General features: G+C 37.2%; 10 protein-coding genes. 2 read left to right on the top strand and 8 right to left on the bottom strand.

Features of this window, described 5'->3' with window-relative positions:
* Positions 1-277 precede the first annotated feature (277 nt).
* A complete protein-coding gene (locus tag OOZ15_RS16930) occupies positions 278-1,801 on the bottom strand; it encodes a GH3 auxin-responsive promoter family protein (RefSeq protein WP_265957626.1) in 1,524 nt (507 codons plus the stop codon).
* A 185-nt stretch (positions 1,802-1,986) separates the two neighbouring features.
* Here OOZ15_RS16930 and OOZ15_RS16925 point away from each other — a divergent pair, with 185 nt between their 5' ends.
* Positions 1,987-2,784, top strand: a complete 798-nt coding sequence (locus tag OOZ15_RS16925) for a DUF2797 domain-containing protein (protein WP_265957648.1) — start codon at positions 1,987-1,989, stop codon at positions 2,782-2,784.
* Positions 2,785-2,831: 47 nt separating this feature from the next.
* Here the strand turns inward: OOZ15_RS16925 and rpsU are convergent, their stop codons facing one another.
* Positions 2,832-3,026, bottom strand: coding sequence for a 30S ribosomal protein S21 (gene rpsU, locus OOZ15_RS16920; protein WP_265957625.1), 195 nt, complete (start codon positions 3,024-3,026; stop codon positions 2,832-2,834).
* Between the two features lie 72 nt (positions 3,027-3,098).
* The gene (locus tag OOZ15_RS16915) at positions 3,099-3,293 is read right to left on the bottom strand and encodes a cold-shock protein (RefSeq protein ID WP_265957624.1); all 195 of its coding nucleotides are present in this window, start codon (positions 3,291-3,293) and stop codon (positions 3,099-3,101) included.
* Positions 3,294-3,602: 309 nt separating this feature from the next.
* Here OOZ15_RS16915 and OOZ15_RS16910 point away from each other — a divergent pair, with 309 nt between their 5' ends.
* Positions 3,603-4,073: an ankyrin repeat domain-containing protein gene (locus OOZ15_RS16910; protein ID WP_265957623.1), complete on the top strand. Its 471-nt coding sequence runs from the start codon at positions 3,603-3,605 to the stop codon at positions 4,071-4,073.
* Between the two features lie 172 nt (positions 4,074-4,245).
* Here the strand turns inward: OOZ15_RS16910 and OOZ15_RS16905 are convergent, their stop codons facing one another.
* The 5 genes from OOZ15_RS16905 to OOZ15_RS16885 all read right to left on the bottom strand — a co-directional run bounded on the left by OOZ15_RS16905 (position 4,246) and on the right by OOZ15_RS16885 (position 14,521).
* Positions 4,246-5,814 (bottom strand): SusD/RagB family nutrient-binding outer membrane lipoprotein, encoded by a 1,569-nt coding sequence (locus tag OOZ15_RS16905; protein WP_265957622.1) that lies wholly within the window; start codon positions 5,812-5,814, stop codon positions 4,246-4,248.
* A gap of 11 nt (positions 5,815-5,825) precedes the next feature.
* Positions 5,826-8,936 carry a SusC/RagA family TonB-linked outer membrane protein gene (locus tag OOZ15_RS16900; protein ID WP_265957621.1) on the bottom strand — a complete coding sequence of 1,037 codons (3,111 nt, stop codon included), beginning with the start codon at positions 8,934-8,936 and terminating at the stop codon, positions 5,826-5,828.
* A 128-nt stretch (positions 8,937-9,064) separates the two neighbouring features.
* Complete coding sequence (locus OOZ15_RS16895; protein WP_265957620.1) at positions 9,065-9,469, bottom strand: glycoside hydrolase family 18 protein; 405 nt, start codon at positions 9,467-9,469, stop codon at positions 9,065-9,067.
* A 49-nt stretch (positions 9,470-9,518) separates the two neighbouring features.
* On the bottom strand, positions 9,519-12,812 hold the full coding sequence (locus OOZ15_RS16890; RefSeq protein WP_265957619.1) for an FG-GAP-like repeat-containing protein: 3,294 nt from the start codon (positions 12,810-12,812) through the stop codon (positions 9,519-9,521).
* A 176-nt stretch (positions 12,813-12,988) separates the two neighbouring features.
* Entirely contained in the window at positions 12,989-14,521 is a 1,533-nt protein-coding gene (locus tag OOZ15_RS16885) for a SusD/RagB family nutrient-binding outer membrane lipoprotein (RefSeq protein ID WP_265957618.1), read from the bottom strand.
* Between the last annotated feature and the right edge of the window lie 3 nt (positions 14,522-14,524).

Raw genomic sequence — 14,524 nt, 5'->3', positions numbered from 1 at the left:
CAATCCTTAATCTCGAGCATTAAATAAAATGTTATAATGATAATATCAGCATAATTTATAGTCAATGTGATTCGATATCGAAAACAATTATGATTGTTGTGAATGAGAAGTTTTTAGGAAAACACTTCAAACTGTAATATTATCCTTATTTTTTAAACTCCCTCAGGGCAAGCAAAGACAGGCCCGTGAGATACCCGCCTGAACGATATAGTCGGGCAGGTTCAAACAAAAAGCTTGCCTTAGCTTTTCAACGCAGATCATTGAGGAGTAAAGCCACTTAGTGGGATTGTGCATTCATTCCCAGAAGCTCTTCCAAATAATGTCTGTTACTGGAAAGTCGCGGAATTTTATGCTGTCCGCCCAGCTTATTGTATTTTTTAAGCCAATCGTAAAACAAATTTTTGCGAGCAGAGTGTAAGGTCGGTTTAGTCAGTGTAATATCGTTGTAGCGTTTTGCTTCGTAGTCTGAATTAAGTGTCTTTAAGTTATCGTCCATGATTTCAGCAAACTTCGCCATATCGTCCGGTAGTTTACTGAATTCGATGAGCCATTCGTGCGCTCCTTTTTCCTTTCCTTTCATAAAAACAGGTCCGGCTGTATAATCTACAATTTCGGCTCCGGTTTCCCTACAAGCCCTTCGCAAAGCTTCCTCTGCATTTTCAATGATCAATTCTTCCCCGAAAACATTGATATGGTGCTTGGTGCGTCCTGTTACTTTTATCCGGTAGGGATCGACAGACGTAAAACGAACAGTATCGCCAATAAGATAACGCCACAATCCGGCGTTGGTGGTGATCACCATTGCATAGTTCTTATTTGGTTCTACTTCCCAAAGCGGAATTACTTTTTCGTTTGGCGTTCCGTAGGTGTCCATTGGAATAAACTCGTAGAAAATTCCGTAGTCGAGCATTAAAAGTAATTCTTCAGAATTGTTTCTGTCCTGGATGGCAAAAAAGCCTTCCGAAGCATTGTAAATTTCATAATATCTAAAGTTCTTTCTCGGCAATAAGCGCTGATATTGCTCCCTATACGGATTGAAACTAACCCCTCCATGAAAATAGACTTCCAGGTTTTCCCAGATTTCAAAAAGGTGATTCTTCCCCGTTTTCTCCAATACTTGATTCAATAAAACAAGCATCCATGACGGCACTCCAGCCAAGCTGGTAACATCTTCTTTTACGGTTTCGTTCACAATTGCCTCCAGCTTACTTTCCCATTCGCTCATTAAAGAAACCTTATTGCTTGGTGTGCTGCTCATCTCTGCCCAAAAAGGCATATTGTCGATAATGATTGCAGACAGATCACCAAAAAAAGTATTGTTATCGTGATACAGTTCTTTACTCCCCCCTAACCGCAAACTCTTTCCGGTAAAAAGTTTAGAGTCGTCATTATTATTAAAGTAAAGCGACAGCATATCTTTTCCGGCCTTAAAATGGCATTCTTCCAGTGACTCTGTACTCACCGGAATGAATTTACTTTTAGCGTTGGTCGTTCCACTACTTTTGGCAAACCATTTAATGGGTGCAGGCCAGAATATGTTAGACTCTCCCATACGGGCACGCTCTATCATAGGTTCTATGTCTTCATAACGCACAATAGGAACGCGCTCTGCGAAATTCTCATATTTCCTCATTTCACCAAAGGCGTATTTCTTCCCCATTTCCGTATCCTTGGCCATGGTCATTAAATGGGTAAGCACCTCTGTTTGTACTTCCTGAGGGTATTTTAAAAATAGCTCCATTTGATGGAACCGCTTTTTTAAAAACCACGAAGCTATAGAATTGAATAATGGAATCGGCATTTTGTTGAATTATTTTTCTTCTGAACTCGTTTAAACGAGTTCTGTAAAAACACTAAAAATCGTACTACAAAATACGAATTTTAGTTTCATCATAGCTAAGTACATCTCTTTTTTTGATTCTTACTTTCCTATAACTTTCAATGAAAAAAATGATGTACTTTTGATAAAAATAGGAAAAAAGATTTATCATGTTAGAAGGCGTCCTCACCAAAATGCAAACAGAATTTACTCAACCGATAAATTACTATCTGGTTTTTAAAAACAACTACATCAATTTCAACCAGTTATTGGATAAAAAGATCAGTATAAAATTTGTAAAGTATGAATGCTTGAACTGTCACCTGGAGAAACCCATTTACCGTCAAGGTTTTTGTAAGAGTTGCTTTTTTGATATCCCTCAGGCGGCAGATTGGATCATGAAACCCGAATTGAGTAAAGCACATTTGGATGAAGAGGATCGTGATTTGGACTATGAAAAGAAAATACAACTGCAACCCCATATAGTTTATTTGGCCAATTCGAGTAACATTAAAGTAGGTGTGACCAGAAAAAGTCAGGTGCCAACACGATGGATCGACCAAGGGGCTCATGAAGCTATTGAAATTGTAGAGGTACCGAACAGGTATCTCGCAGGAATCACTGAAGTAGCCCTGAAAGATCATATTTCAGACAAGACCAATTGGCGAAAAATGCTTAAAAATGATATTATTGATGAGGAACTTAGCGATTATCGGAATCGTTTGAAACAATACATTCCGGAGGAAGTGCTCCCCTATTTTATAGAAAGTAACAAAGAAACCAACATAGAATTTCCGGTTATTGAATATCCTAAAAAGCCAAAAAGTTTGAATTTGTCGAAAACACCGGAATACACAGGAGTTTTAAAAGGTGTAAAAGGTCAGTATTTGATCTTTGAAGACCAGACCGTGTTTAATGTAAGAGCCAATGAAGGCTTGGTAGTGAATATAAGTATTGAGAAGTAGAGGTTGAAAAACCTGAATAATATGGCTAAAACAAAAAAAGTTAGAGATTAATCCTCTAACTTTCTTTGATATTCTTGTTTATAAACCGCTTTAGCAACTTCTTCTCTTCGCTGCTGCGATTTTTTAGTGAAGTGTTGATTACTACGCAAGGTTTTCAACTGTTTTGTCTTTCTGTACTTCTGTTTGTATCTTTTTAGGGCTCTATCGATATTTTCCCCCTCTTTTATTGGAATTATAAGCATCCTTGCAATCTATTTATAAGTTAATAATAAAAAAACCACCCGTTTCGGATGGTTTTATTTTTTAGGAAATGCTTAGTCAATGATTTCTACATTAACCGCATTCAATCCTTTTTTTCCTTGTTCGGTTTCAAACTTCACTTTGTCATTTTCGTTGATGTTGTCGATCAAACCACTTTCGTGTACGAAGATATCTTCGTTTGATTCTGCTGTTGTGATAAATCCAAACCCTTTGGTTCTGTTAAAGAACTTTACTGTTCCTTCTTTCATTGTGTAATAATTTAAAATGTTAAAAATGCGATATCAATTCCTCCGTTGTTTTTGTTGTTTTACCAACAATAAAGGAGTCATTGTATCTATTGCAAAAAGTCTAAAAAAAGTGGGAAATACGATTTTGGAAAGGTATAAGTACCAAATTTTGTTACGATCTTACTTGCTATTAACTGCAAAGTAACGGTTTTATTTCCGATTAATCTATTTTTCAAGGGTTTATTTCTAAAAAAAATAAAATTGTATTTTTGATTGGGGATATTCTATTACAGTAATGTTACCTTCTTTAATCCAGAAAACAACCCATTTATGCAGATCGAAAAGTTATTTAATGCCATCCGTTCAGAAGAAGAAAAAGACGTCGTTTCCATATTGACTTCCCATCCGGAATTGATCAACGAAAAGGATCAACGTGGGTCTACCCCTCTCCTTTTGGCTACTTATTACGGAAACACCGATATTGTCAAAGCTATTCTAAGATTCAATCCGGAGGTTAACGCTATAGATGCTTCAGGAAACACAGCATTGATGGGCGTTTGCTTTAAAGGTTTTACCGAGATTGCAGCTTTGCTTATAGAAAACGGAGCCGATATTAATCTATTCAACGGAAATGGAGCAACGGCCTTGATCTATGCCGCTACTTTTGGCAAAGTGGAGATTGTCAAGCTGTTGTTGGATAAAGGAGCTGATGCTCCCCATAAAGACGCAAGTGGTAACACTGCTTTAGACCATGCAAAAATGCAAGGGCATAATGAGATTGTTCAAATATTAGGCTCTTAAAATCATTTTGAACAGTATCGGTCTCTGTTTCGACTACAGGCTGTGAAGTATTCTCTTTTTTCTCAGTCTGATTGCATGTGGGTGTTTCGACATAACCACAAGACTTATTTATACAGAAAAAGGCTCCATAGAGGAGCCTTTAAGCTAATGATGAATCAACAATAATACTTTATTAATTTACATCCCACCAAACATTTGTGCCTCCATCATCTGAGCCTCCAAGGAGACTAGTTGCATCAGAGACAGCGTCACCGTTAGTACTATATTCATTAGGTAAATACGTTACACGTTTCATTACACCATGACCTATTGTAGGATCCAAAGTGGTAATCAGCGGATATAATATGTCAGCATCTGTTCTACGTAAATCGGACCAAGCTTCCCAGGATTCAGGGAAAAGTCCTAAATACTTTTGTACAGCTATTTGTTTTAGTTGCTCACCTTCAGTAGTAGCCCATGCTACAGGCACATCAACCGGAGGTGTAGAATCTGCATACAAATCTCCAAATGTAGGTACAGCCCCTGTTGTTGTTCCAGCTATATAAGTGTCAATATCTGTACTACTAACATCCCATTGTTCTAGTGACAAACGGATACCGTTTTCATAAAGTGTTTGTGCCATTCCAGACATGTTCCAGCCTTTTAAAGCACCTTCTGCTCGGTTAAAATTAGACTCAGAAGCCATCATAACCTCTATGTCTTTTGCAGTATTATCTGCAAATGTATCTACTTGATTTGTTAAACTTAAATTATTGCCATCTCTATCTAGTAAGGCACCACCTCCATTAGGCAACCCTACATAATCCCCTAAGTAAGGAGAGTCTTCTCCTGAAACAGTACCAAACCAAATAGACATTCTGGGATCATTATACCCTTTAAGTATACTTTCCATATCGGCTGTCATATAAAAACCCCAAAATTTCATAATATCAACAAAATTATTATATGTATCTGGAGTTACTGCATAATAAGCGCTATCATCATTAGATTGCATAACACCAGCAGAGACAGCTGCTTCAGCTTCAGCTTGCGCTTTCGATGCATCTACATCAGAAATTCTTAAAGCTAAACGTAATCTCAACGAATTGCCAAATTTTCTCCATTTCTCAATATCTCCGCTATAGATTGCATCATAATCTTGAAATATGCTAACAGTAGATTCTGAAGTTGCGCTTAAAGTAGCATTCGCAGCCTCTAAAAGGTTGAAAAAATCGGTGTACATAGATTCTTGGGAATCGTAAGCTACTGACGATCCACCAATACCAGATTCAGAATAGGGAACAGGTCCCCAATGATCTGTAAACCTATGGAACATATAAACTTTCCAAATGTCAAGAATAGCAGTTGCTTCTGCATTTCCCTCAGTTGCTTTATATGTGTTCAACAAAGAAGGTACTGCTATTGTATAAAACCTTAACCAGCCCCTACTTCTCCATCCATCGTTAATTCCATTGGCGTCAGTTTCTGCTGCCCAACCTGGGGCCATATAATGTGCAAACATCATTGAGTGTAAGGCAGTTGCCAATCCATATGTTCCATAATCATCGCCTGGAAGGCTCCAAGAAGCATTACCTGTTCCTTTGTATAAAGCATTCGCAAATGCTGGTCCGGCTAATGTTGCATCTAACTGATCAGAAGTTAATGAATTTGGATTTGTATTAACTTCATCAAAATCAGAGGTACATCCTGTTATTTGAAACAGGAAAACTACTGTAAAAAATTTGATTATATAATTTTTCATATTTTATTTTTTTAAAAATTTAATTTCACATTAAATCCAAAGTCCCTAGTGGATGGGATATTATAAGATTCTATACCCTGAAGGTTTCCTACACTTACCCCTTGTTCCGGGTCAAAGTACTTAGCTTTATTGGTAATAAAAAATAGGTTTCTACCAACAATAGAGAGATTAACACCTGAGAAAGGCGTGCTTTTTAAGAATTTACTTGGTAATGAATATCCTAATACTAGTTCTCGTAATCTAACGTTTGTTGCATCAAAAACAAAATCTTCAGCAGATCTAGGATCTCTACTAGCCACTTGTGTCCAATAATCTTCAGCAGTAATTGATGTCTCATTAGGTGAATATGTACCATCACCATTATCAACCACTCCATCAACAACAAAACCATCTCTACCATTTAAGGTAATATCACTTACTCCGGCTCCAGCCATTCTTGCTTGAGAATAAGATACTACTTCTCCTCCTATACGAAAATCAAGAAGGAAGCCAAGGGTGAAATCTTTATACCTAAATTGGTTATGTAAACCGGCCGTCCAGTCTGGATTGAAATTCCCGGCCAACACATCAAACCCTGATGTGAACTCAGGCAATCCACTATCAGCATTAACAATGATTTCACCATCATCTGTACGGTTAAAACCACGTATGTATAAGTCGCCATAATTTCCTCCCTTTTTCACAATGGCTTGTGCTAATCTTTCAGCTCCTGTAGAAAGATTTAGTTCTTCACGATCATCTAAAATACTTAAAACTTCAGTTTTGTAAGTTGCAAAGTTAGCGGTTGCATCCCAAGAAAAATTATCGGTATCTACAAGATTTGCATTTAAAACAACTTCAATACCTTTGTTTTCAATATCACCACCGTTTACTACTTGTCTGGAATATCCAGAAGATTCGGGTACATTAATTGTGAAGATTTGATCTGTAGTGTTGGTTTTAAACCAAGTAAAATCCAAACCAATTTTATTGTTTAAAAAGCGAGCATCGATACCAAATTCTACTGAACTAGAAATTTCAGGCTTAAGATTAGGGTTATTAAGTAATGTTGAAGATTGTACAACCCCCCCATTAAAACCATAATAAGTGAGTTGGTTTGCTAAAAGATAAGGATCGGTATCATTTCCTACCTGAGCATAAGAACCTCTCACCTTTAAGAACGATAAAGCATCAGATTTAATATCGAACATATCGGTAAGTATCCCTGTTAAACCAATTGATGGATAAAAGAATGATCTGTCTGATGCAGGTAAAGATGAAGACCAATCGTTACGCGCCGTAACATCTAAAAACAAATATTCTTTAAAGGCAACTTGTGCAGATCCATACAAAGAATTGATTTTTTTATGTCTATAATCAGGAGTAACCGTCGTACTCTGAAGGTTAGTAAGAGCAAAGTAGTTTCTTCTACTTAAAGTACCTCCACTGCTTATTCCTGTACGTTTTTGAATTAGAGCATTACCACCAGCATTTACATTTAATTTAAAATCTCCTAAATCTTTATTATAAGTTAATAGAAAATCGGAGTTTAATTCTGTAATTTCATCAATAGATTCGGAATAACTTCCAAAATCCTGATTAAGTATTGCAACAGCTGCATAACGAGAAGATTTAGCCTTATTGGTAGCTTGATCTAAACCTGTTCTCACCATTAAGCTTAATTCATCTGTAAAATCGTAAGTTAACGAAGCAAAAGTAATAATTCTATTTCTTTCGTCTGTTCTTAAATTTCTTTTTGCAAGCCAAAAAGGGTTGTTACCTAGCGTACTTAATGTATTTGCATTTATATAATTGTATCTTAATTGACCTGCATCATCAACATACTCAAAATCTTTATATTGCCCGTAAGGTAAACTTCTTGGCATTGTATATACGGCTTCACCAATTTGCCCTTCTCCAGCACCTATAGCATTCTCAATCTTTTGTGAAATAAAATTTGTTTTAACATCTAAATGTAGCTTATCTGTCAAATCACTTGTTAAACGCAAATTAACGTTATGTCTGTCGAGTTCGTTCCCTACTATAATACCTTCAGCTTCAGTATTTGTATAAGAAAAATAGCCTTGTATTTTTTTAGTTCCCATGGAAGCTGATAATCCTCTAGACCAGTTATAGCCCGATTGAAAAAAATCCATACCATTATTTGGCTGTGGGTTAAAGGCATAAGTCGCTGGCCCAACATAATCAGGGTTGTGTTCAAGTTGCCATGCAGCTACAGACTGTCCATCCATTTTAGGTCCCCAACTGCTTTTAGATAAAGCATCGTAAACCCCACTATTACCCTGTCCATATTCGTTTTGTAGGTTTAATAAATTGTAGGCACTTGAAGCCATAAGATTAGAAAACACTGTAATACGTGCTTTATCAGTAGCAGAACCTTTCTTCGTTGTGATTACAATTACTCCATTGCTAGCTCGTGATCCATATAAAGCAGCAGCAGATGGACCTTTTAATACTGATAAAGATTCGATATCTTCTGGATTAATATTTGAAATACCGTCAAAACTTGTACGACCACCAATATCTACAGAAGGAGAAGAAACGGTATTATCCATTGGTACACCATCTATCACATATAGTGGTTGGTTATTTCCTGTTAACGACCGGTTACCTCTAATTGTAATTCTAGAAGAACTACCAACACCGCTACTGGTAGTAGAGAAATTTAGACCTGCTACCTTACCTGAAAGTGAGTTAGCAACGTTTAGCGACCTAGCTTCAGAAAAGGCATCAGTTGATACCGTTTGTGCAGAATATGTTATAGATTTTTTCTCTCTCTTGATACCTAATGCTGTTACGATGACTTCACCTAATTGTTCCGTATCGGCACTCATCGTTACATTAATTGAAGATCTACTCCCTACACTGATTTGCTGAGGAGCATATCCAATTATTGTAAAAACCAACACCGCATCTTGAGGTACATTGTTCAGAGTATAGTTTCCATCAAAATCTGAGGAAGTTCCTGTATTGGTACCTTGTACTACCACACTTACACCGGGCAAAGGCATCCCGTCATCGGCATCGGTAATTGTACCTGTAACTGTTTGGTCTTGCGCCAATAATCCTTGACTTAGCAACAAGAACGCAAACACCAAAATAGGTAATATTTTTTTGCGCATAGATTAAAGATTTAAATTAGTTTTATTGATTAGAACTCAATCAAAACATTTAAATCCATGTTATGATTAAGTTTACTAAATGTTAAAAATAACTTAATAGCGCTAAAAAAATTTCGACGAACAACAACTCATGTGAAACAAACGACATGAAAATTATAATTAACGTAAGTCCGATTTAAGCCACTAGCCTTTCTGGACCTAATGTGGGAACACCGGGAACCGAATACGTTCCATAATAGGCAGCTATAATCAACATGATTCCCAATACAATCTCTGTTCCACTCCTGATTTTGTGAAGCCGGACCGATAAAATAGAAAGAAATAATTTTATTGGGGATCAACTTGCGAAGCTCTTGTGCCAACATCACAAACGAATAATCGTTTACCAGAGGCATTCCATTATTACCATAACCGACATATTCATCGTCAAAACACCCGCCTTTGTTGTCGTTAAAAGAGGTTTTGCCCCAATGGGGGTTTCTTGTAAAAATTCTTCCTTTTTCACATGCTAGTACAGCAAAAAGTGTCGCCAACACAACTACGGTACTTTTTATAAAGTTTAGGTCATAATGTTTTTAATAATTAATGGTTAAACTTAAATATTTGCAGCATATCATTATTGTTTCCTACTATGACCCAAACCTTATCCTGTATAAACTTTATTTTTTTTGCATCTCCTCTTGTAAAAAAACCGCTTTTGGTATTGTCCTGAAAACTAAAACCTCCTTTTCCATCACCCAACAACAAGACCCCCGTTCCAGCATCATTCCTTGTGGTTTCTATTTCAGACACAAACAAATTCCCCGTAGCCAGCACATCTATATTCCCGTCATTGTTATAATCATTAATCAGAAAATCATTGATGTTTGATAGCTGAGCCATATTTGGAAGTTTGGAAATTTTAAATTGTCCATTTCCTCTGTTTTCAATATATACTGATGCAAATGTATCGGCAGTGTAATGAAGCGCCTCTTCTAGTTTTTCCTCTCCGTACACCTCTTCCAATTCTAAAGAAGCAAAAACATCATACTTTTTAATCTCATTTTTAAGGCTCGGAACCTGTTGGGATGAGCAAGAAAACCCTCGAAGCGGATAGTGTTTATTTTCCTGATAATAACCCAATACAATATCGTTGGAACCATTGCTGTCAAAATCGTGATAGTAAACATCAAAAGGGTTTTCAGTAGATGTTTTGTACTTGTAGTTTAGACCTATATTTCCGGCAATAAAATCCATATCACCATCATTATCAAAATCCCCTTTTTCAATACTGAACCACCATCCTTTGGTGTTCTTCAGGTCTGACATATTCTCCTTTTCTAATATTCCATTTTTGTTTTTAAAGACAGTAACAGGCATCCACTCTCCGACAACGACAAGATCTTCCCAGCCATCGTCGTCATAGTCTACCCAAATAGCATCGGTTACCATTCCCAGATTTTTTAGCTCAGGCGCTATTTCTTTGGTTTTATTTATCAGCTTTCCGTTTTCGTTGACCAGTATCATTGAACTAACCGGTTCTGGATATTTTCTGGGCTTTAGACGCGCCCCTACAAAAAGGTCGAGATCACCGTCTTTATCAAAATCGATGGCTTTTACAATACTTCCGCTTATATTTTTTAGATTACCAATATCTTCCTTGGTGAAGTTTCCTTTACCATCATTCAAATAAAGTCTGTCCTTATATTTTACATCTTCTTCTTCAAATTCATTTCCTCCACTTACCGCATAGAGATCAAGATTTCCATCATTATTAACATCAATAAATTCGGCATCTACATCTTCATATTCCGATTCGGCATCCCATAATTTTTGATTTGTTTTTTTGAATCCGCCTTTTTCTTGCACATATAATGTTGCAGAAAATCCGGCTGCCCCGCCAACAAACACATCTTCTTTTCCATCGTTATTAACATCCCCTACTGCAAGAGCAGGCCCAAACTGAGACATTTTATGCGGAAGGAGCACCTGATAATCGTAATCGTTAAATTTATTTTCCCGGTGAAATAACTGAAGGTCGGTTTCTGTAGTTATATCACTAAAAAATGTATCGGTCGAGTTTGAGGTTTGTTTTTTATCTTTTTTAGCATCCTCCAAGAACAATTCCAATTCCTGATTGGCATCAACATTTTCCAAATATGTAACCCTACCATTGGACCAGGTTACAGTAATCTCGTCTACTTTATTCTGATCTCCTAATCCGAAGTGAGCTACATCCTCACTGGTTGAATAGATACCCCGAACATTAGTTGTTTCAAAAAATTGTTTTTTGTCTCCTGTACGTAACTCTATTCTTGAGCTATAAGTTGGTAAATTATTTTTTGAAGCCAGTTTAAGTCTGATGTAATTGGTAGCTTGGCTATTATTCTTAAATAAAAATGCTTTATCATTAATGTTATTTACCACCAGATCCAGATCTCCATCATTATCAAAATCGGCATAAGCAGCACCGTTAGAAAAAGACTTTTGGTCTAAGCCCCAATCATTCCCCGCATCGGTAAAATTTAAATCCCCGTTATTTTTAAAAGCATAATTGGCTATGGGTTGGGATGGTATTATGGAAAGCGCCTTTTCTAAATCCAGTATATCCCAAATACTGATATCGCCGGCATTGGGATTTTCCTTTACCCAAATATTGGCGACATCGATCACGTATTCCCCGAGTTTTTTGTCAGCATCCGTATTCCTGATATCCCTTAGCAATCCATTTGTGATGTATGCATCTTTTAATCCGTCGTTATCAAAATCGGCTATAAGATTTGCCCAGCTCCAATCAGTAGCTGCCATGCCGGTAATTTGTGCAACATCACTAAAGGTTCTGTTTCCATTGTTAAGGTGAAAGGTGTTGAACATATACTGATAATGCCCGCCATTGTTCACTACATTCCAAAAAACTTTTGGATTCATCCCACTCATATTAGCTTTAAGCCTGAAATTGTCTTCGGCTACCATATCTACCACAAACACATCAAGAAAGCCATCATCGTTAATATCAGACACATCAACCCCCATACTGTAATAAGACATATGGTTTAAAGCTGTGTTGGCAACATTGGTAAATGTTCCATTCTGATTGTTCATCAGTAGAAAATCCGGAGCATAAAAATCGTTTGCCACATAAATATCGGGCCACCCATCATTATTCAGATCAGCAACAGAAGCCGCATTGGGAAAACCTGTTAAAGCAACCCCCGCTTCTTTACTTACCTCTATAAATTTACCCTTGCCTGTATTTTTATATAACACCAAGTGATATTCCGGCTTCTGTAGTGTTGTGCCATAATATTCTGAATAGCTTCCCGGATTGGGCGGTTGTGTTAGCAAGAATAGGTCGAGATGTCCATCTTTATTGTAATCCAAAAAAGTGGCATGTCGAGTTCGTTGTGTATTGGCTACCCCATATTTTTCAGCAGATTCGGTAAAGGTCAAATCGCCATTATTGATATACAACAAATTTCTTCTTAATTCCGGTTGATGGTCATAAAGTTCCCTACTCACATAAATATCGGGATACCCATCATTATTTACATCGGCAATGGTAACGCCTGTAGACCATCCTCCATCATTAACCAAATGAGCATTTTTAGTGATGTCCTTAAATTTAAAATCACCTTCATTTAAATAGAGTACATCATCCACCATATTTCCCGCGAAATAAATATCGCTTAACCCATCCTTATTAAAATCTGCTACACCTACTCCCCCACCACCATAGAAATTGGCATAAAGCAATATGTTGCGTTGTTTATCATCAACTACAGTGTTTTCAAAATTAACACCTGTATATTCTGATGTCATCTCAGTAAAAAGTTTCCTCTCCTGAGACCATAAAGAACAACAGCAAAGAGCAAATATAGCGGCAATCTTATTTTTCATTTGTTCAAAAATTTATAATCACATGTAAATAAGTTAATTAAAATTCTGAAAAAATATTCGTTTCATTTGTTTTATATCACATCAACTTCATATTAAGCCAAATCAAATAAAGGAGAGTTTCCCCTCCTTTATTCAAATCAAACTAACTACTTATACTATAAAACAAATAGTATTTCCTATTGAACATCCCACCAAACTCGGGTAGTCAGTTCATCAGGACCTTGAGCAGCTACTGCCGCTTCATAATTTTCTTTATTAACACTTTGCTCACTGGTGGAATATGTTAACCTCCTTGGTATAGTACTATTGGTAACATTCCCCGGGTAATTAACAGGAACTAAATCCGGGAAACCTACTCTTCTCCAATTGGCAAAAGCTTCAAATTCATTTAAGAATGTTGCCGCCCAATATTGGGTGTTGATTTGTTCTAGAGCATTAGCTGAATCATAAGGGTTTGCCGCTAGGTATGCATCAATATCTGCATCGGCGATAATCCCTCCTTCTCCATAAAGCTCCAGCATTTTCATAGCAGCTCTTACACCTGCTTCGTAGTGAGCTGCCGGATCTCCAGCCAATCCCCAACGTACACCTGCTTCAGCCAACATAAACTCAACTTCCGCATAGGTTTGGAAGAACATAGGGGTATCTTCGGCGGTAATCAGTAATCTGTTTGGTTCAGAATAAGCTTGTATATTTTCTTCTCCTGTCATATCCTGTAGCAAATCTGCATCCAATCCATTCGGAAGCCCTTTTTGCATGGCAGGATCTAATCTTTCTTCTTCAGTACGTAAAATTGGCTCCTCATTAGCGTCTTCCTCACCTGTATTCTCAGGTAAGGATGCCAATACTGTTAACCTTGGGTCATCTTGTAGAAAATCGATAAACGTTTTACTCATTCGCATACTAGCATCAGCCGTAAAAACTTCACCATTTCCATTTCTATTGACTCCATCTGGTCCTGCTGTATGCTCAATGTATGCAGTGTCGTCATTTGATGTCATCACACCCCCATTGATAGCTTTTGTAACCCACTGCTGAGAAGCAGCAGGATCTACTTTAATCAGCCTGAAACCTAATCGAAGCATCATGGAATATCCAAATCGTTTCCATTTTCCCTGATCGCCATTAAACATAACATCGGCAGAACCATAACCTGATGCTCCACTACCCAAGGCAGCAGTTGCTTCCTCAAGTTCTTTTAGCATGTCTGCATAAATATCACTCTGACGATCGTATTTAGGTCTCGTAACACCTTCAATATAGGCTTTACCGGCTTCACTATATGGAACATCCCCATAAAGGTCTGTCAACCTATGATAAATAAATACTCTCATGATCCTGGTAATGGATCTCATCTCTTCCGGCAATCCTTCTTCATCTATCTGAACAAGCATATCCTCTACCGTTTTTACGGCACTACCATAATATGCATCGATTAAAGAAGAGGCATAACCCTGATTCCAGGTATATTTATCTCCAGCCCAATATCCTGCCGTTGTAGCAAAATGCTGCATCATGGTTGAAGAATATATCAAGTTTGCACGCCAATTTTCATAACGCCCTCCAGATGTATACAACAGTGTAGAGGTAAGCTTGGTGGTGACGTCAATCTGACTTGGTCTTGTTGGGTCGACATTGAGTTCTTCAAACCCCTTATCACACCCGACCAAAAGAATTGCGAAAAATAGTATATATAATGACTTTTTCATAAT

This window comes from Galbibacter kalidii, from assembly GCF_026241135.1.
GTDB lineage: Bacteria > Bacteroidota > Bacteroidia > Flavobacteriales > Flavobacteriaceae > Galbibacter.
Note: the sequence above shows the minus strand (reverse complement) of the source record. Positions and strands in the feature narration are given on the sequence as shown.